This window comes from Natronolimnohabitans innermongolicus JCM 12255, from assembly GCF_000337215.1.
Lineage (GTDB): Archaea > Halobacteriota > Halobacteria > Halobacteriales > Natrialbaceae > Natronolimnohabitans > Natronolimnohabitans innermongolicus.
The window spans coordinates 1-18,562 of sequence record NZ_AOHZ01000066.1 but is presented as its reverse complement, the minus strand read 5'-3'; the positions used below and the strand labels follow the sequence as shown (position 1 = coordinate 18,562).

Sequence of the window (18,562 nt, the reverse complement as noted above, 5' to 3'; positions counted from 1 at the left end):
GATTCCAACCTCGGACAGCGGTGGTAGACTCAAAACCCTAATATCCCAACCTCGGGATTCCTCCGCCTTCAGGCGGAGGTGGATGTCAAAGGGAGCCGAAAAGGGCCCTCGTCAGTACACGAGTCTCTGACCGGAACAAAGACGGTGCCCGTTCGTGTCGTGGCGGGTATGGCACGAACCGCTGATGAACTTCGAAATGCGATCAGGGTAGCGGTCGGTCGGTTCGAACGAGAGGGAGCGCCGGCGTTCACGAAAGAAGATCTCGCCGCGATTTGTGATGCCGTGGGATACGAGATCGATACGAGCGGACGTCTCCCACCCAAAGCGGAAATGAGGGCGGGAATCTTGTGGAAGAGTGGTGTTGTAGACGAGGCTAATCCGGAGGACGCACCGTCGTCGTTCCGGAAGAATGAGCTGGAAGCGATCATGGCCGCTGTTGCGTAGGGTCGGAGAGCGATTGTGGATTCATCGTCGAGGCCAGAGCGCTCGAGGCCGTCAGAACACCCAAGTAGCCGCGTCGCGACTGCTCAGCCGTCGCGATGGACCTTCCCGATGCGCTCGCCGCCGAGGGTGCCGTGACCTGCGTGGTCGGCGCCGGCGGCAAGAAATCGACGCTGTACGCCCTCGCCGAGCGCCTCGAGCGCGCGGTCGTAACGGCGACCGTTCGCATTCCGCCGTTCGAGGAGCAGGTGGCCGACCTCCGCGTGACCGAGTCGCCGCTCGAGGCGGTTCGATCGGCCGAGCGGTGGCCGATCGGGGTCGTGCCCGCACAGGAGCGTCCGGATCGGTATCTCGGGTACGAGACGGACGCGCTCGACGCGTTCGTGAACTCGCTTTCGCCCTCGCTCGAAGGGGGCGACGAGACGGCGGGCGTCTCGGTCGTCGTGAAAGCCGACGGCGCGCGGACGCGCTGGTTCAAGGCCCCGAAGGAGACCGAACCGCAGCTACCGGCGACGGCCGACGTCGTCGTCCCGGTCGCGAGCGCGAAGATCGTCGGCGAGTCGCTGACCGACGAGCACGTCCACCGGCCCGAACGCGTGGCGGCCGTGACCGGCCTCGAGCCCGGCGACCCGATCTCGGCGGCCGACGTCGCGACCGTGCTGACGAGCGACGACGGCGGATTCAAGGGCGTTCCCGACGGCGCGACCGTGATTCCGCTGGTCAACATGGTCGATACGCCCGCGCTCGAGGAAACGGCTCGCGAGGTCGCGGCCGAGATCCACGACCGACGAGCCGTGCCTCGAGTCGTCCTGACGCGGCTGATCGACGACGACCCGGTCGTGGACGTCGTTCGAGGCTAGTCCTTTTCCCCGCCGACCGAGTAGGAAACCGTATGGAAAGCGAGGAGCAGAGCGGCGATACGGCCGACGACGACGTGCGCGTCTGGCTGGTCGAGCGAACGTACTCCGACGACGAACAGAACCTGATCATCCTCGTCTACGCGACGCCCGACGGGGAGCGATACTTCAGGAAGGAACGCGCCCTGACCAGCGACACCGACGTTCGCGAGACGACCGCCGCGCTGGACGTCGCTGTCGAGAACCTCGGTGCCGTCGACGACGCGGACGAACGAGAGCGGTACGCGACCGAGGCCGCGCGGATGGCGAACACCCACGACCCCGACGACCCGATCTGACGAGCGGCGAGCTACGAGAGGTCGAACTTCGAAGCCGCCGTCTCCATATCCTTGTCGCCGCGACCGGAGAGGTTCACGAGGATCGTCTCGTGTTCGCCGGCCTCCGCGAGCTGGATCGCGCGGGCGACGGCGTGGCTCGACTCGAGTGCGGGGACGATTCCCTCGGTCTCGCTCAGTTCGCGAAACGCCGCGAGCGCTTCCTCGTCGGTGATTCCGGTGTACTCACAGCGGCCGACGGCCCGGTACATCGCGTGCTCGGGGCCGACGCCGGGGTAGTCGAGGCCGGCGGAGACGGAGTGGACCTCGGTGTCGTCGCCGATCACGCGCGTTTTCATCCCGTGGAGGACGTCGTCTGTGCCCGTCTCGCTTGCCAGCGGCGCGGCGTGTTTCGTCGAGTCGCTGCCCTCGCCGCCGCCCTCGGCGCCGTAGAAGTCGACGGGATCGTCGCGGAAGGCGTGAAAGAGGCCGATGGCGTTCGATCCGCCGCCGACGCAGGCGACCGCGGCGTCGGGGAGGCCGCCGGTCCGCTCCTGGATCTGTTCGCGGGCCTCGCGCCCGATGACGCTCTGGAAGTCACGAACCATCCGCGGGAACGGGTCGGGGCCGACGACGCTGCCCACGAGGTAGTGAGTGTCGGCGACGTTCTCGGCGAAGTCCTCGAGCGCGGCGTCGACGGCGTCGGCCAGTCCCTGATCGCCGCGGGTGACCTCGTTGACCTCGGCGCCCATCAGCCGCATCCGGAAGACGTTCATCTCCTGGCGCTCGACGTCTTTTTTCCCCATGTAGATCTCCGTCTCGAGGTCGAGCAAGGCGCCGACCATCGCGGTCGCCGTGCCGTGCTGGCCGGCCCCGGTCTCGGCGATGAGTCGGTCGCGACCCGAGCGCTTGGCCAGCAGCGCCTGTCCGAGCGCGTTGTTGATCTTGTGGGCGCCGCCGTGGAGCAAGTCCTCGCGCTTGAGATAGATCTCGGCGCCGTACCGATCGCTCAGGTTGCGCGCGTAGTACAGCGGCGACGGGCGGCCGGCGAACTCCTCGAGGAGGTCGCGGAGTTCGGTCCGGAACGCGTCGCTTTTGGCGACGTCGTCGTAGGCGGCCGCGAGTTCCTCGAGCGGTTCCTGCAGCGGATCGGGGACGTGACGTCCGCCGTACCCGTCGAATGTGCCGTCTGTCATGGTCCGTCATCGGCGCGGCGCCCAAATATAGTTGTTCCTCCGGATTCGCCAGCCGTCTCGCGTTCGGTGACATCCACTGGATGAGGCCGCCTCGAGCGGCGTCTCCTGCCGGGTGCAGGCTTATCCGACGGTTCGTCGTATCCGGTATCAGCCTCTCATGTCTCGAGTGAGTTCCAGTTCGGTTCGGCGGGTATCGGAGGTGACTCCGTCGTGAGGCTCTCGAATCTGTTCGCGGGCGAGCGAGCGACGCCGCCCGCGCTGCCCAACTTCGATTCGACGACGGCGTTCGTCCGCGCCACGGCCCGGTATCTACGCGGTGAGGAGTTCCCGGCACTGGGGATGATGCACCCGAAACTGGCGCCCCTCGGCGCGCGACTGAACACCCTCCCGAAGAACGTGCGGACCCAGTTTTTGACCCACGGTGGCGGTAACGAGGGTATCTCGCCCGACGAACTCGGCGACGTCGATATCGAACGCTTCCGCGAGTGGGTCGTCGACCAGTATCCCGAGAAAGGGTACCCCGCGGTCGTCGTCGGCTCGAGCAACGGCGCAGCGGTCTACCTCGCCGCGATGCTCGGCGTGCCGTGGCTCCCGCAGACGTTTCTCGTGCCGATTCGCCGGGATTGCCATCCCGACGCGATCCGCGAGGACATCCAGTGGGGTCTAGAACACGCCGAACCGTTCCTCGAGGCCAATCCCGACGTCTCGCTCCACCAGATGCACGACCCCAATCAGGATCGGCTGATGGTCCGGAAGCTGGCGTACTTTCGGTCGAAGTCGCGGACGCTCGGCGACGCCTACGAGGAGTTCATCGAGACGGTACTGGCCGAGGACGGGACGGTCATCTCGCTCGAGTGCAAGTACGACTGGCCGGCGATCGACCTCGGCGAGCGCCACAGCTTCCAGGTCGGCGGACTGGGCGGACTCGAGCCCGAGGAGTACTACGAGGGCAGCGAGACGGTCGCGAACTTCCTCGCCAGCCAGGACGCGGATATCAGGGAGTGGGACGTTCCCGAACCCGACGGCCGGCTCCCCGAATCCGAGTGGGGATTCGAACCGGCGTTGCGCGAGGACCTCGAGCGATTCGCCGACGAACGCGGCTACGACGCGCGTCGGCTCGCGTTCGACGATCCGCGAGATCTGAGCCCGTTCGTGGCGGACTGGTACCGTCGGCGGTACGCCGACCGCGACCGGTCGGTCGACCGGTTGCTCGTCCAGTCGTTCGCGCTGGTCGAGCCCTGGTGGACGATCCGGACCGGCTCGGTACCCTACTGGTCCGCGTTCAACACCGAACCCGACGTGGCGTTTCTGGAGGACTACCTCGAGGGTGCCGACCCGTACGACGAAATCCGCGCGACGCTGTTCGGCCACGGCGTCGAATCGGCCGGGCTGGCGTCGACGGATCGCTGGCGGGAGGCGCTCGGTCGGGCCACCGACCGCCACGGTTTCGTCGGCGTCGACACCGACGAGTTCCCTTACGACGTCGAGACGCACGTCCGCTATCACCGCGACCTCCCCAGAGAGATCGAGGCCCGTCACCCGCACCTCCCGCCGCTCGAGTTCGAGGCGTTCGACTCGAGAACGGGCGAGATCGCCGACGACTACGAGATAACGTGGGAGCGACTCCGGGACGACGACCGCTGACGGTCTGGGTCCGCGCGGTCAGCGTTCGGCCGGGATCGATTCGGTCTCCTCGGTCGAACGGCTTCCGTCCGCGTCGTCGCCGTTCACCTCGTCAGCGCTTCCGTCGCCTTCGCTGACGTCGTCCTCGCCGTCGTCGTACTCGACCGCCGTGTGTCCCTTGACGAACTCCCTGGTCCGTTCGTTCTGCGGGTTCTCGAAGAACGACCGGGCGTCGTTCGTCTCGACGACGTCGCCGAGGTAGAGGAAGATCACGTCGTCGGCGAGGCGTTTGGCCTGCTCCATGCTATGGGTGACCATGATGATCGTGTACTCCTCCTTGAGGTCGGCGAGGGTCTCTTCGACCTGTTCGGCGGAGATCGGGTCGAGCGCGGAGGTCACCTCGTCACAGAGCAAGACGTCCGGCTCGGCGGCCAGCGAGCGGGCGAGACAGAGCCGCTGGATCTGGCCGGTCGAGAGCTCGGCGCCGGGTGCGTCGAGTCGATCCTTCACCTCGTCCCAGAGGTTGACCTTCCGCAGCTGGGTCTCGACGATTTCGTCGAGTTCCTCGCGCGAGTGATCACCGTGGATCTTCGGCCCGTAGGCGACGTTGTTGTAGATCGACACCGGAAGCGGCGTCGGTTTCTGTGGCACGTAGCCGACTCGCCGACGGATCTCCGGCAGCGGCTCGTCGGTGTCGTAGACCGGCTCGTCCTCGAGGTAGACGTCGCCGGTGATCTCGGCGTTGGGCTGGATCTCGTGGAGCCGGTTGAGCGACTTCAGCAGGGTGGACTTGCCACAGCCGGACGGACCGATGATGGCGGTCAGCCTGTTCTCCGCGAAGTCGACGCCGACGCCGTTGAGCGCGGTGATTTCTCTGTTTCCGGTGTACGTTACTTCGAGGTCGTCGGTTCGGATGACGCTGTCTGTGTCGTGAGTCATTACTGTCTCCCCCCTGGTGTAAAGCGGGCGTAGCGTCCCGCGAGTAGTTTCGATGCGACGATCAGTGCGAGCACGGCGACGATGAGGACGAACGAGGCCGCGTAGGCGTGGGACCGAACCTCGGCGTTGAACGACGCCGCCTGTTCGAAGATGAGGATCGGCAGCGTCGTCGCCGGGTCGAACGGCCCGCCGGGCATCTGCGTGCTCCGGCCGGCGGTAAAGAGCACGGTCGCGGCGTCGCCGATTCCGCGGGCGAAGCCCATGATGATGCCGGCGATGACGCCGGGCAGAGCCGCACGGATCGTCACTTTCGCCGTCTCGAAGCGGGTCGCGCCGAGCCCGTAGGACGCTTCTTTCACCGCGTCGGGCGCGGAGCGAAGCGCCTCGTCGGCGTACCGGGTCATGATCGGATACTGGAAGATCGCGATGGCGATCACGCCGAAGATCAGGCTCGTCTGCGCGCCGACGGCGATGATGATCGTCAGCACGAAGACCCCGTAGACGATCGGCGGCGTTCCCCAGAGGACGTTCAGGAACATGTTGATGACGTCCGAGGTGCGCTCGCTCGAGTAGTCGCTCTGGAGGTAGACGGCCGTCGACAGCGAGAGGATCATCGCGACGATCGTCGCCGGCACGACGATGAAGAGGCTTCCGAGCACCGCGTGGAGGAAGCCGCCGCCGCCGTCAAGCATGTACCGCGAGCCGGGCGGCGTGATCACGACCGCCGGATCGGTGAGGAACACGCGGCCGCCGCGGTAGATCGTCACGCCGACGACGATCGCCAGCACCGCGAGGATGAGCGCGGCGCTCGCGCGGGCCAGGAAGGCGAAGATCCGCTGTTCGGTGTATCGGTTCATCAGTACTGCCACCTCCGTTGCAGGCGGCGACGGATGAGCATCGCCCCGAAGTTAAACAGCCAGACGATGACGAGCAACAGCAGGCCGACGAGGATCAGCGCGGACTGCGTGAGTGGGATCGACATGAGTTCGCCGAAGTCGTTGACGATCAGCGACGGCAGCGTCTCGCCGGCGTCGAACGGGGACTCCGGGATCGCCGTCTGTCCGCCGATGAGCATCGCGGGGACGATCGTCGCGCCGAAGACCCGACCGAAGCCGAGCAGGATCGCTGAGAAGATCCCCGGCCCCGCAGCGCGCAGCAGAACCGAGCGGATGGTCTCCCACTTCGTCGCGCCGACGCCGAGAGAGGCCTCCCGCAGTTCGTCGGGCAGCGCCTCGAGCGACTCGACGGACAGCGAGATCATGAAGGGCGTGACGATGATCGCCATCACCAGGCTGACCGTCACGATCCCGAGGCCGATACTGTGAGTGCCGAGTGCGGGCGCGAGGTAGTCGCCGACGAACGGCACGACGACGATCAGGCCGACGAGCCCGAAGATCACGCTCGGAATCGCCGCGAGCACGTCGATGAACGACGAGACGATGACTTTCATCCGTCCCTCGGCGTACTCGGCGATGTAGATCGCCGCGAGGATCGCGATCGGCGTTCCCATCGCCATCGAGAGGACGGTGACGTAGATCGTGCCGACGATCGCCGGCATGAAGCCGAACTCTTCCTGGGCGGGATCCCAGTTCGTCGAGGTCAGCATCTCGAGGAGGGAGTGTTCGGAGACGATCGGAATCGACTGCTGGACGAGCGTCAGGACGATCAGTCCGAACAGCGCGATGGCGAACAGTCCGGCGCCGAGTATCCAGTAACTGCTCAGTCGTTCGATCACCAGTCGCCGTCCGAGGCGATCCGGTCGGTTCGTCTCCGCGTTCCGCCCGTTGTCTGTCGTCGGTGCCATCGATTACGCGACCTCCGTGATGGTGTCGTGGCGCTCTTCGAGTCGGTCTCGCTCCTCCGCGAGTCGTTCGTCGGAGATCGGCGCGTAGCCGTTCTCTCGGACGTACTGCTGGCCCTCCGTGAGCACCCATGCGGCGAAGTCGGCGGCTTCGTCCTCGAACTCCTCGTTGGCCGCGATGAACATTTCGCGGGCCGGCGGAGCCGGGTAGAAACCCTCCTCGACGGCGGTGAGGAAGTCGTCGCGCGTCTCGTAGTAGTCTTCTTCCGCCGACAGCGTCCCGCTCTCGTCCAGATCGAGCGGGATCGGGCGAATGTTCATCTCGAGGTCGCCGGTGTTGTAGTCGTAGACGTAGTTGAGGTTGTTCATCGATATCCCGAGCGCGTCGTTGTTGATGGCCTGTGCGACCTGCTGGTCGCCGTCGAAGTTGCCGTCGGCGAAATCCTCGAGTTCGTTTTCGGTGTAGGAGTCGTCCTCGCCGCCGAGGAAGTTCCCCCACTGCTTGTAGGCCGCAGAGGAGTCGGAGCGACCGTAGACGTAGATCGGCTCGTCGATGTCGGCGTCGACGAGTTCGTCCCAGTTCGTGATTTCGCGAGTGAAGACGCCCTCGAGTTCGGCCCGCGTCAGGCCGTGTTCTCGAAGCTCGTCGTAGACGGGGTTGTCGACGTTGATCGTCCCGACGACGGTGTCGATGAGCATCGCGACGGCGAACAGTCCGCGATCGATCTCGCCCTCGTCGGGCTCTCGTCCCATCATCGCGATGTCGACTTGCTCGTTCATGACGTCCGAGACGCCGACGCCGGTGCCGCCGCCGGAGACGTCGATTCCGACGCCGGTTTCGGATTCGTACTTGTCCGCCCAGACCTGCATCATCGGCAGCGGACCGACGCCGCCGGAGATGCGGATATCCGAACCGGAAGACGATCCAGAGAGACATCCCGCAAGCGCGAGCGTCGACCCGGAGCCGAGAATGCCCAGCACCGATCGCCGTGAGTATCCCCGCTCCATGAGTACCCCCCCCTATCCACTAGACCCTTGTATTCCCTCGTCAGCCTGCAATTCTTTGCCCCTCAACCCGAAACCGGCAAAACTCCCACAAGCGTGAGAGGTACCGACACGCACGATAAAATTCGCGTCGAGAAATCGAGTAAAGTGAGCCGTGGCGCTTTCAGTCGCCTGAATTCAACGCTCTGGCCGACGAGACGGACGGTGAAGGGGGAACTCGTCGTCCGGCGACCGCGTGCGGAGATTCGGTCGAGTCGACGTAATCGCTGGATTCGGTACCTCTCCGTCCCGTTGGCCGGGCTGGATAGTATTGCTGGTTCCTTCGACACCGGCCGGCGTCGCGAGAGCGCGGGCCGACGGGGCCGCGGGACCGAATCGAACGCGGTGCTGTCGAAGCGCACGACAGGGCGCTCGGTCGCTCCGTCGGGGTGTCGGGGACGGAGGTGTCCGCAGAACGCGTGCGTGTTGCCGGAATCGCGATTCCCGAACTGCTCGACGGCCGTGAACTCGCGACTGACGGTGGGGAGATGACTATCCGACAGCACTGCGGTTCGGGAGCGGTGTCGCGTTTCCCCGGACGGCCGTCGTGGCCGCGTCGTTCGGCGGCGGACGGCCGTCGTCTCAAAGCACCACGAGCAACGTCGCAAGCGAGAGCACGCTGCTGGCGAGCAGCGCACACAACACGACGATCGCGGGCGTCACGCCGGTGCTACGGAGGTCGTTCAGCCGGATCTCGGTTCCGAGCCCGACGAACGCGAGTACGAACAGCCAGTTGTAGGCGTTCTCGATCGCGTCTAGCTGGCCCGACGAGAGGGCGCCCGCGCTCGCGACGAGCGCGAGTCCGAGAAAGCCGAGGACGAACTTCGGAAACTCGTCCCAGAGGGTCCTGATCGACGGCCGTCCGCCGCCGGCCTCGCGGGCGTAGTAGCTCGCGTACGCGAGAACGACGACGCCGATGAGCGCGTTTCGCGCGAGCTTCGTCATCGTCGCCCACTGGCCGGCGACCTCCGAGTGGGCGAAGCCGACGGCGACGACGGGGCCCGTCGAGAACATGCTGACGCCGGCCCAGGTCCCGAACACGATTCCGGAGAGGTTCAGCAGATCGCCGACGACGGGGTAGACGACGATGGTGATCGCGTCGAACAACAACACCGTCGCGGCCGCGTAGGCGATCTGTTCTTCGCGTGCGCGGACGGCCCCGGCGACCGCGACGACCGCCGAGACGCCGCAGATGCTGGCCCCGGCCGCGAGCAGCGATCCCATCCGGTCGGCCAGTCCGAACACGTTCCGCGCGAGAAGTTCGACGACGAGCGCCGTCCCGGCGGTCACGCCGAGTACGATCAGTAACACGACGCCGCCGACCTCGAGGACCGTCTCGAGCGAGATTGACGCGCCCATGAGGACGATTCCGGCCCCCAGCCAGAGCTTGTGGGTCGCGATTCCGGGCTCGAGTCGGTCCGGGATTCCAACGACGTTCGTCGCGACGAATCCGAGCGCAATCGCGAGCAAGAGGTGGTTGAACCCGAGCGAAACGGCGAGCGCTCGAGCGAGTACCGCACCGACGCAGAGTGCCACGAGTCCCGGCGCCAGCCGACGGACGCTCATCGCGTTACCACGGGATCGGAATCTCGAGCGTTCCGACCAGCGCGACGATGGTCGCGCCGACGACGACGCTCTGCCAGTCGCGCTCGAGGCCTCTCCAGCGATCCGTCACGCCGGCGACGGGCGACCGCCAGCCATCGATCGACATGTTCTGTGTTCGAGTGACGGTCGAAGTTAACTGTTATCGATTCCGTCGCAGATAGCGGAGTTTACAGCCGGTATCTGTGACGAAGTTGCGGCAATATCTCGATGCTATCTACGATAACAATCGTCTTGTTACTGGTATCTACGACAAAAACTAATTCTCTAGTGATGTTTTTGCCGCTCACGGTAACGAAAAGGTGGCGTTCGATCGAGCGCACGACTGGCCGACCGGCGCCGGCGCGTCTGCGTCCGCTGTTCGAGACGGCTTCCTCGAGTTCGTCTCCGACGTCGCGGCGAGTCTCACCTGTCGACGCTCCCGAGGACGATATCAAGGCTCCCGAGCGAGGCGATCAGATCCGCCACGTATTCGCCTTCGGCCATCTCGGGCAACACCGAGAGGTTGTGGAAACACGGGCTGCGGATCTTGAACCGAGCGGGCGAGTTCGAGCCGTCGGAGCGGATGTAGATGCCGAGTTCACCCTTTGCGATCTCGACGGCGCGGTACGTCTCGGCGCCGGCGTCGGGTTTGAGCGTCCGGGGGACGTTGCTCTGGACGGTGCGTTCGTCCTCCGGCCAGTCCTCGAGGAGGTCGAGACACTGTTCGACGATCTTGGCCGACTCCTCGACCTCCTGCATGCGGGTGAGAACCCGCGCGTAGTTGTCGCAGCCGTCGCGGGTGACGACGTCCCAGTCGAGGTGTTCGTAGTAGCCGTAGGGGTCGTCCCGGCGGAGGTCGTAGTCGATCCCCGAGGCTCGGGCGACGGGCCCGGTACAGCCGTACGACTTGGCCACGTCGGGCTCGATGACGCCCGTGTCGATCGTTCGAACCTGGAAGATCTCGTTGCCGGTGAGCAGGTCGTGGTACTCGTCGACCTTCGCGGGCAGTTCGTCGAGGAAGTCCCGCGTCTTCTCGATGAACTCCTCGCGCGGTCGCGGGAGGTCCCAGGCGACGCCGCCGAGCCGGAAGTAGTAGAACATCATCCGCTGGCCGGTCAGATCCTCCAGGATGTCCTGGACGACCTCGCGGTCGCGAAACGCGTACTGGAAGATGGCGGTGAAGTCGCCGTAGACGTCGAGCGCGAACGTGCCGAGCGCGAGGAAGTGGCCGAGCATCCGGGCGAGTTCGGTCGACATCGTCCGGAGGATCTGGGCGTACTCGGGCACCTCGAGGTCGGCGAGGTCTTCGATGGCGCGGGCGACCGCCCACTCGTTTGGCAGGTTCGCCGTGTAATCCCAGCGGTCGGCGTAGGGGATGATCTGGTGGCGATACTCCCCCGACTGGCACATCTGCTCCTCGCAGCGGTGCAGGTAGCCCACGTCGGGGTCGACGTCGGCGACGGTCTCGCCGTCGAGCGTCGTCTTCAGGTGAAGCACGCCGTGGGTCGCCGGGTGGTGGGGGCCGATGTTGAGTAGCATCGTGTCCGTCTCGGGGTCGTGGTGGTCCTGTTGGAGCGGATTGGCGTGCTCGCTGTAGCGGATGATCTGGGGTTTCTGCTGGTCGTAGTCCAGCGAGAGCGGGTGGCCCTGCCAGCTCTCGGGGAGCAGAATGCGTCGCGGATCGGGGTGGCCCTCGTAGTCGATGCCGACGAGGTCGAACGCCTCCCGCTCGTGCCAGTCGGCGGTCCGGAACACCGGCTCCGCGCTCTCGCAGACGGGTTCGTCCAGCGGTAACTGGACGATCAGCGTCACCTCGTGAGTCCGCTCGTCGTACTTCGTCAGGTGGTAGAGCGACTCGTAGCGGTCCTCGTACTGCTGGGCTGTGAGACAGGAGAGATGGTCGAAGCCGGCCTCGTCGCGCAACAGCGTGAGCACCGCCTGGACGTCGTCCGGTCGGACGACGAACGCCGGCGCGTTCTCGTGGTCTTCCCGGCGGAGCGCGTACTCCTCGAGCAGCGCCTCGAGTTGCGCCTCGTCGACGCCGCCCTCCCGACGGTTGTCGTACTTCGGGTCGAGGTCGACCGGCTCGGGCTGGTGTGGCTCGCTCATTGGGATCTCCTCGCGCCGGTGGCATCGGGCGCGGTAACACACGTACGACAGACACGGAGTTGACAGTTTTCCCGGATCGGAGAGACAGTCGTCGCTCGCGGAACGGTTCCTCAGGCGGACGATCCGTCGTGGTACTCGGCCCACAGCGCCGCGGCGACGGTGAAGTCCTCCGCGCTCGCGTAGCCGCGTTTGACGTAGGGCTCGCCCTCGAGCGTACAGACCTCGAGGAAGTTGCCGTAGGGCGCGAGGAGACGGCGAACCCTGCCGATCTCCCGTCGGGCGCGCTCCTCGTAGCCGTATCGTCGGAGCCCGACGGCGTACATGAGACAGTTCCAGGGCCAGACGTGGTAGTGGTAGTCCCGGTGGAGGAGAAAGAAGGGGTGGACGGCCGCGTGCGAGAACGGTCGCTCGCGCATGCAAAGTCCGTTCGGCGTCTCGAGGCATTCCAGCGCATCGACGACGGCGGCGGCGCGGTCGTCGTCGACCACCCCCAGGTAGAGCGGGACGACGTTGGCGTCGCAGGCGAGAACCGACGATCCCCCGCCGGGACCGCCGACGAGACCGCGGCGGTTCGAACGGCCGTGTTCGTCGAAATAGTGCCCGTTCCAGCGGGAGTTCAGCGCGTCCCGGATCGCCTCAGATTCGCCGGTGAGCGGCGTCTCGATCCCGCGTCGCTCGAGGCGCTCGACCGCGGCCAGCAACATCGCGGTGTTGTACGTCTCCCTGGGTCGGACGGCCGAGTCCCACCAGGCGCTGCCCGCCCCCGTGACGAGTCCGGAGTCGGCGACGAAGCGCTCGCGGTGGCGGGCCGCGAGTTCGGCGATCGCGTCGGCGCGGGCCTCGAGTCGCCCGCACTCGTCGAGCAGGCGGACGACCGCGGGAAAGGTATCGACGCCCGCCGCCGGCGTCGCCGCGTGATAGCGATCGTGAAAGTCGGTGTAGAAGACGTCGCCCGCGAGGAGCTGGTCGACGATCCAGTCGCCCGTCTCGGCAACGGCGTCGCCGTATCCGCGCGCGACGAGGCCGGGAGCGGCGAACGCGAGGTCGCGCGGCCAGACGCCGCGGAAGTGACCGCCAGCCTCGAACCCGCGTGCGGCTCGGTCGGCGAGGATTCGCTCGGCCGCGCGCTCGAGCGAGCCGTGATCGCGGTAGCCGCGGCGGCGCTTCTCGACGTAGTGTGTGACTCGTCGCCGGAGTTCGCGAGCGTAGTAGCGGCCGGTCACGGCGGCCTCGCTGGCCTCCATACCCAGAGCGTGGACGCGGCGTCGGAAGTGCGGACGCACTGCACAGGACGGCCGCGTTCGGACGGAAGGCGGGACGCGTCGACCACCGGCGATCCGGACGGTCAACCGAACCCCCTATGAAGACGGCGAGCAATACGTCGGGATATGACAAAGCGGTACGTCTCGCTCCCCGACGAGGCGGAGGCGGGAATGCGCGAGTTCATCGACGAGGTCGACCGGCGGCTCTCGAGCGACGAGGACACCTGCTCGGTCGTCGAAGACGTCCTGATCGATCTCTCCGGCGACCGCGAGGCTTACGAGCGCTGGCAAAGCGGCGAGTCCGTTTCGCCGGCCGAGCGAGTTCGCCTGCAGAGTTACGACCCCTGCAACACGACCCTCGAGAGCGAGTACTACGCCGAGAAAGACGAAGCGGCGTTTCGCCGTTCGAAACACCTCCAGTGGCTCTGGCGTCAGTTCGACAGCCTCCCGATCGCGGACAACGTCGAGTTCGCGCTTCGCTTTCGGCGAATGCTCGCAGAACACCTCTTCGAGGAGTGTGGCGACGACTGCCGCTTTTTCAAAGGCATCACCTTCACCTACGGTCACAACATCACGATCGGCGACAACACGGTCGTCCACGACGACGTTCACCTGGACGACCGCGGGAAGCTAACTATCGGCGACCGGGTCTCGGTCTCCGACGGCGTCCACATCTACAGCCACGACCACGACGTCGTCGATCAGACGGAGGTCCGCAACTACCACACCATCATCGAAGACGACGTCCGACTTACCTACGACTCGATGGTGCGGGCCGGCTGTACGGTCGGCGAGAACGCCATCGTCGGCGCTCGCGGCATCGTTCAACACGACATTCCCGCACACCACATCGCCATCGGCGCGCCCGCCAAGAGCGTCAAGATCAAACCCGGCTGGGAGGACGTCGCCACGCCCGTCGAGGACGCCGGCGTCAACCGTCAGGAGGAGCGCCACCTCGAGTACGAGCTTCCCGACGACCTCGAGGTCTTCGACGAGTTCCAGCGAGAGTTGTGAGCGGTTAGCGCGGCAGATTATCTCTTTTCGGAGACTCTCTGTAATTGCTGATACAGGGAATATCCAAGTGCCTTGAGAACCAATATCATAGTGATGGAGCTCTGGGGCTGGCTCATCGGATACGTGGTCCTGTTCGCCCTCCTTCACCTGGTACTGTATTACGTGTACGTCCGGGGCGAGGACGGTGAGAACGCGGGCTCACCGTCGCTCGCTGATCCCAACCGCGCGAGTTCGCGCACGACGCCGGGCGCCGACCGATACCCGCGCGCGGCCGACGACGTCGACCCCGAGGAAATCGAGAACGATCACGACCACGACCTCGAGTCCGCCGAGGAGACGATGCGCTGTCCCCACTGCGGCGTGCGCAACGAGGCCGACCAGACGTTCACGTACTGCTGGAACTGCGTCTCGTCGCTTCGGCGGTGAGTCGCCGGCGGCACCGGGATACGAAAAGGTCCGCCCACTGAACGCGCGTTTTTATCCGACCGTCGTTCGGAGTGGACGCCGACGAACGCTATGTACCGAGAGACCCCTCCATCTGCGACGGCACCGCCCCGCGAACCCCCCGTGTACCGGGCGACCCACGATCCGGACGGGCCGGCGCGACTCAGCACGACCGTCGCCCACGCACTCGCCGACTGTCTTCGGACCGACGTCACGACCTGCCACGTCGCGCTGTCCGACGCCGTCGACCTCGAGGCGCTCGACCGACTCTTCCGGCCGCGCGGCGACGGCCGCCAGCGAGTCGGCGGCTCGCTCACCGTTACCGTCCGCGACCACCGCGTGACGGTCGACGGCAACGGCGACGTGCTGATCGAACCGATCGCTCGTCGGTAAGCGAATTCTCGGCGCAACCGACGGAATCGACGGCTACGCCTCGAGCGCGTCCGCCAGCACCTCGAGGTGGTCGACGCCGACGACGGCGACGACGACTCCGTCCTCGCTCGCGCGCAGTTCCTCGAGGCGGTCGATCATACAGCGCTCGCGGGTTTCGTCGCGGTAGCTGAGCGCGCTGCCCTCGCGGTCGACGCTGCCCAGCAGCGCCTGGACGCTCGCGACGTGTGACCGTTCGTGGGCGGCCTGTCGCTCCGGCGGGTCGTCGTGTTCGCAGTCGTACTCGATCGAATCGTCGCAGGCGATAGTCATCGACGTCGCGTGGGTAAGCGTCGCGGCGACCCGGCAGGTCAGCGCCTCCCGCGTCGCGCCGCCGAGCCCCGAGAGGACTCGCCGGGCCGTCGCGGGCGAGACGCGGTCCGCGACGAGTCGCGTCACGAGTCGGCGGACGAACGACCAGTTCGGGGCGTCGATCCCGAGGACCGACGCGTCGGGCGCGGCGCGGATCGCGGCGCTCATCTCGCCGCCGAACCGGGGCGGCGCGTCGTCGGAACCGTCGCGGGCGTAGGCGCGATACAGCGGGAGGGCCGCGGTCGGCAACTCGAGGGCGACGGTTTCGGGATTGACCGCCTCGAGGACGGTTTCGACGCGAGCGATGCTTGCGGGGTGGTCGTGGACGACGCCGAGGAGGAGACAGTCGCTCGACGATCCCGGACCGGCCACCCGGCGGCAGAACTGGGCGGTGATCCGCGGGTCGTCGAACGACGCGGCGACGGGCGGGGACTCGGCCATTGATCGACTGGTAATACGTGACTACCGGCATAACCCTTCTGTTGTCCGCGGCCGCGTCCCGGCCGGAGAACCGTTTCCGCGGCGTAACGACACCCTACTCGGCAAAAACGGCCGGACCTCGGTGTAACTCTGCCCTGAGTGATCGGAACGATTTCGGCCGTTTATTGTTCGGTCGTCCGTTCGTCAGACCGTCGCCGTCCGGACTCGTCCCGGCGCCTCGAGCGCGTTTCTCCGGCGTCCGGTTGAGAGCGGTCGGGGGGATACCGGACTGGCAGACGAGCAATGTCCGAGGAGAGGCTCACACAGGCAGACGAGGGGAAACGGGTCTTGAACACCGACGGGACCGAGGTCGGGCGACTCGTCGAGGTCGAGGACGGACGCGGATACGTCGAGCTCGACCCGACGTTCGTCCGGACGATCACCGTGAAACTCGGGTGGGCGACGCGCAGCGACGACGCCCATCCGCTCGACGAGGGAAGCATTCGGAAGATAACCGACGACGCCGTCCACCTCCGCGGGACGCTCGCCGAGTGAGCAGCGCCGTCTCCGACCGTTGCGGCGGAGCGACCGGCGCGAAACAGAAACCGAGAAGAAGACCTCCCTAGACGCCAGTACTGTATCGCAGCAGTCCGGCGAAGCCGCCGAAGGCGTTGTAGAGCTGTTCGCCCTTCTCGAAGTCCGTCGAGATGAACTTGGTCTCGGTGCCGCGCTGTTCGGCGATTTCGATGAGGTGGTCGATCGCGTCCTCGCGGTCCTCGTCGCTCGCCGCGACTTCGGCGCCGCAGTCGGTACAGGTGTGGTCGGGCGTCGACTTGCGGCGGTCGATCACCTCGCGGTCGGTGTTGCCACACTCCTCGCAGTCGTAGGTGACGACGTCCTTGCGGAGATCCTCACTGATGAGCAGGCGATCGACGGCGCCCATCACCAGGTTACGGCGGGTCTGCTCGAAACCGTAGGTCGCGAGATCGCCCGCGTTGAGTTCCTTGAAGAACTCCTCCATCTCCTGTTTGTCCTTCATCACCTCGGCGTCGGCCAGTGCGTCTTCGGCGTTGTCGACGAGATCCTTCAGACCGGACTCGTCGGTGTAGGCGACGTCGAACTTGCCGATGACCTCGTCTTGCAGTTCGTGATGGAGGTAGTCGCCGTCCAGAAACTCGTCTTTCGTGGGCGAGGGACCGCCGACGAGGATGCCGTCGAGTTCGTGCCGGCGCGGAACGAACAGGTCGTTCGCCATCCCCGCGACCTCCTGATAGAAGTTGTCGATGGCCTCGAGGCGCAGGCGGGCGAATCGCTGGGCGGACTGGCCACCTTTCCGCTGCTTTCCGGGGACGAGCGAGGAGGCGGACTTGACGGCCTCGATGCGCTTGCCTTTCAGCCAGCCGACGTTGGCCTCGCGCCGGTCGAGGACGACCAGCCCGTAGAGACCCTTGTCGGCCATCATTTCCTCTAACGGCTCGATCAGGAAGTCCGAGTCGCAGTGATAGCGGAACGATTCGACGGGCTGGGGCGGGCTCTCTAAGACTTTGGTGACCATCTCGGTGCGGCCGCCGCCGGAGTCGACGGCGCCCGAGAACAGCACCATCCCGTTTTCGGGCGGGAAGTTATCGTAGTAGCGCAGCCGATCCTTGATGCTCGTCAGCGCGTCCTGGACGGCCGTTCGGGTCTGCTTGGACTTGATGTTGGCCGCCTCGCTGTGTTCTTGCGTGACGTGCTGGACGACGTCGCTGATCTGTCTGTCCTCGGGTACGTAGATCGACACGAGCTGCGTTCCGGAGCCGTCGAAGTCCTTGAGATCCTCGATGACCTTCCGGAACTCGTACTTTTTCCGGTCGGATTGCTCCTGCTCGCCCTCCTGGCTCATTAGCCGTACAAAACGGTCCTGTGGGTAAGTATTCTTTGAGACGCCAGCGCGAGTGACCGTTTTCCCCCGCCGTTCGCTCGTCTCCCGCCGACTCCGTTCGTCGACTCGAGCGACGGGGTCGAGCGACGGCGCTGAAAACGCGGATACTGGATTGGGTCACGATTTAAGGGCTAGCCGTTCATCTGTGCGAGCAGTACCTCAGTATGTCTCACGAGACGGTCTATGCTATCGCGAGCGGCAAAGGTGGTGTCGGGAAGACGACAACGACGGTCAACCTCGGCACGGCGCTGGCGGAGGCCGGCGAGCGCGTCGCGATCGTCGACGCCGATCTCGGGATGGCGAACCTCGCCGGGTTCGTCAGTCTCTCCCCCGATTCGACGACCCTGCACGACGTTCTCGCCGGCGACGAGTCGATCGACGACGCTACCTACCAGATAACGGACAACATCGTCGCGGTTCCGAGCGGCACTAGCCTCAACGAGTACGCGGAGACCTCGCCCGAAGAACTTCGGGACGTCGTTTCCCACCTGCGCGAGGCGTTCGACTACGTCTTTCTCGACGTCGGCGCCGGCGTCAGCCACGAGACCGTCCTGCCCCTCGGGCTCGCCGACGCCGTCGTCCTCGTTTCGACGCCCGAACCCGCGGCCGTCCACGACTCGAAGAAGACCCTCGAGTTGACCGAACGCGCCGGCGGCGAGGTCGCCGGCCTCCTCGTTACCCGCACCCGGCCGGGAAGCGACATCTCCTACGACGAGATCGCCGCTCGCCTCGAGACGCCGCTGCTGGGGACGATCCCCGACGATCCCGCGGCGCGCGAGAGCGTCTACGCCGGCACGCCGCTGGTCGTCTACGAGCCGGCCGGTCCCGCCGCTATCGCCTACCGACGGTTCG

General features: G+C 66.1%; 20 protein-coding genes. 9 read left to right on the top strand and 11 right to left on the bottom strand.

Going from position 1 to position 18,562, the window contains the following annotated elements; translation table 11 throughout:
* Positions 1 to 168: 168 nt before the first annotated feature.
* From C493_RS13935 to C493_RS13925, 3 genes are all read left to right on the top strand, one after another.
* The gene (locus C493_RS13935) at positions 169 to 444 is read left to right on the top strand and encodes a hypothetical protein (RefSeq protein ID WP_007260097.1); all 276 of its coding nucleotides are present in this window, start codon (positions 169 to 171) and stop codon (positions 442 to 444) included.
* Between the two features lie 95 nt (positions 445 to 539).
* Positions 540 to 1,301 carry a selenium cofactor biosynthesis protein YqeC gene (gene yqeC / locus C493_RS13930; protein WP_007260096.1) on the top strand — a complete coding sequence of 254 codons (762 nt, stop codon included), beginning with the start codon at positions 540 to 542 and terminating at the stop codon, positions 1,299 to 1,301.
* A gap of 32 nt (positions 1,302 to 1,333) precedes the next feature.
* Positions 1,334 to 1,636, top strand: a complete 303-nt coding sequence (locus tag C493_RS13925; protein WP_007260095.1) for a hypothetical protein — start codon at positions 1,334 to 1,336, stop codon at positions 1,634 to 1,636.
* A gap of 11 nt (positions 1,637 to 1,647) precedes the next feature.
* Here the strand turns inward: C493_RS13925 and trpB are convergent, their stop codons facing one another.
* A complete protein-coding gene (trpB, locus tag C493_RS13920; protein ID WP_007260094.1) occupies positions 1,648 to 2,808 on the bottom strand; it encodes a tryptophan synthase subunit beta in 1,161 nt (386 codons plus the stop codon).
* Between the two features lie 210 nt (positions 2,809 to 3,018).
* Here trpB and C493_RS13915 point away from each other — a divergent pair, with 210 nt between their 5' ends.
* Positions 3,019 to 4,452 carry a hypothetical protein gene (locus C493_RS13915; protein ID WP_007260093.1) on the top strand — a complete coding sequence of 478 codons (1,434 nt, stop codon included), beginning with the start codon at positions 3,019 to 3,021 and terminating at the stop codon, positions 4,450 to 4,452.
* Positions 4,453 to 4,470: 18 nt separating this feature from the next.
* On the opposite strand, the gene C493_RS13910 is transcribed toward C493_RS13915, so the two are convergent.
* The 8 genes from C493_RS13910 to C493_RS13880 form a co-directional block, all read right to left on the bottom strand.
* Positions 4,471 to 5,370 (bottom strand): phosphate ABC transporter ATP-binding protein, encoded by a 900-nt coding sequence (locus C493_RS13910; protein ID WP_007260092.1) that lies wholly within the window; start codon positions 5,368 to 5,370, stop codon positions 4,471 to 4,473.
* Positions 5,370 to 6,227 (bottom strand): PstA family ABC transporter permease, encoded by an 858-nt coding sequence (locus C493_RS13905; protein ID WP_007260091.1) that lies wholly within the window; start codon positions 6,225 to 6,227, stop codon positions 5,370 to 5,372. The genes C493_RS13910 and C493_RS13905 overlap by 1 nt, the downstream gene beginning before the upstream one ends.
* Entirely contained in the window at positions 6,227 to 7,174 is a 948-nt protein-coding gene (gene pstC, locus C493_RS13900; RefSeq protein WP_007260090.1) for a phosphate ABC transporter permease subunit PstC, read from the bottom strand. Before pstC ends, C493_RS13905 begins: the two co-directional genes overlap by 1 nt.
* A gap of 3 nt (positions 7,175 to 7,177) precedes the next feature.
* A complete protein-coding gene (locus C493_RS13895; RefSeq protein ID WP_007260089.1) occupies positions 7,178 to 8,179 on the bottom strand; it encodes a PstS family phosphate ABC transporter substrate-binding protein in 1,002 nt (333 codons plus the stop codon).
* A 618-nt stretch (positions 8,180 to 8,797) separates the two neighbouring features.
* Positions 8,798 to 9,781, bottom strand: coding sequence for a YeiH family protein (locus tag C493_RS13890; protein WP_007260088.1), 984 nt, complete (start codon positions 9,779 to 9,781; stop codon positions 8,798 to 8,800).
* A gap of 4 nt (positions 9,782 to 9,785) precedes the next feature.
* Complete coding sequence (locus C493_RS23465) at positions 9,786 to 9,926, bottom strand: hypothetical protein (protein ID WP_007260087.1); 141 nt, start codon at positions 9,924 to 9,926, stop codon at positions 9,786 to 9,788.
* 296 nt (positions 9,927 to 10,222) lie between these two features.
* Positions 10,223 to 11,908: an NADH-quinone oxidoreductase subunit D gene (locus C493_RS13885; RefSeq protein WP_007260086.1), complete on the bottom strand. Its 1,686-nt coding sequence runs from the start codon at positions 11,906 to 11,908 to the stop codon at positions 10,223 to 10,225.
* A gap of 110 nt (positions 11,909 to 12,018) precedes the next feature.
* Positions 12,019 to 13,152, bottom strand: coding sequence for an MGH1-like glycoside hydrolase domain-containing protein (locus C493_RS13880; protein WP_007260085.1), 1,134 nt, complete (start codon positions 13,150 to 13,152; stop codon positions 12,019 to 12,021).
* Positions 13,153 to 13,296: 144 nt separating this feature from the next.
* Between C493_RS13880 and C493_RS13875 the strand changes: the two genes are divergently transcribed.
* The 3 genes from C493_RS13875 to C493_RS13865 all read left to right on the top strand — a co-directional run bounded on the left by C493_RS13875 (position 13,297) and on the right by C493_RS13865 (position 15,021).
* On the top strand, positions 13,297 to 14,184 hold the full coding sequence (locus C493_RS13875; protein WP_007260084.1) for an acyltransferase: 888 nt from the start codon (positions 13,297 to 13,299) through the stop codon (positions 14,182 to 14,184).
* Between the two features lie 93 nt (positions 14,185 to 14,277).
* Entirely contained in the window at positions 14,278 to 14,610 is a 333-nt protein-coding gene (locus tag C493_RS13870; RefSeq protein ID WP_007260083.1) for a DUF7577 domain-containing protein, read from the top strand.
* Positions 14,611 to 14,700: 90 nt separating this feature from the next.
* Positions 14,701 to 15,021 carry a HalOD1 output domain-containing protein gene (locus C493_RS13865; RefSeq protein ID WP_049889372.1) on the top strand — a complete coding sequence of 107 codons (321 nt, stop codon included), beginning with the start codon at positions 14,701 to 14,703 and terminating at the stop codon, positions 15,019 to 15,021.
* Between the two features lie 33 nt (positions 15,022 to 15,054).
* On the opposite strand, the gene C493_RS13860 is transcribed toward C493_RS13865, so the two are convergent.
* Positions 15,055 to 15,810, bottom strand: coding sequence for a hypothetical protein (locus C493_RS13860; protein WP_007260081.1), 756 nt, complete (start codon positions 15,808 to 15,810; stop codon positions 15,055 to 15,057).
* A 282-nt stretch (positions 15,811 to 16,092) separates the two neighbouring features.
* Here C493_RS13860 and C493_RS13855 point away from each other — a divergent pair, with 282 nt between their 5' ends.
* The gene (locus tag C493_RS13855) at positions 16,093 to 16,344 is read left to right on the top strand and encodes a hypothetical protein (RefSeq protein ID WP_007260080.1); all 252 of its coding nucleotides are present in this window, start codon (positions 16,093 to 16,095) and stop codon (positions 16,342 to 16,344) included.
* 67 nt (positions 16,345 to 16,411) lie between these two features.
* On the opposite strand, the gene prf1 is transcribed toward C493_RS13855, so the two are convergent.
* Positions 16,412 to 17,671 carry a peptide chain release factor aRF-1 gene (gene prf1 / locus C493_RS13850; RefSeq protein WP_007260079.1) on the bottom strand — a complete coding sequence of 420 codons (1,260 nt, stop codon included), beginning with the start codon at positions 17,669 to 17,671 and terminating at the stop codon, positions 16,412 to 16,414.
* A gap of 203 nt (positions 17,672 to 17,874) precedes the next feature.
* Here prf1 and minD point away from each other — a divergent pair.
* Positions 17,875 to 18,562: cell division ATPase MinD (gene minD, locus C493_RS13845; protein WP_007260078.1), on the top strand; the 688-nt coding region annotated here is incomplete at its 3' end.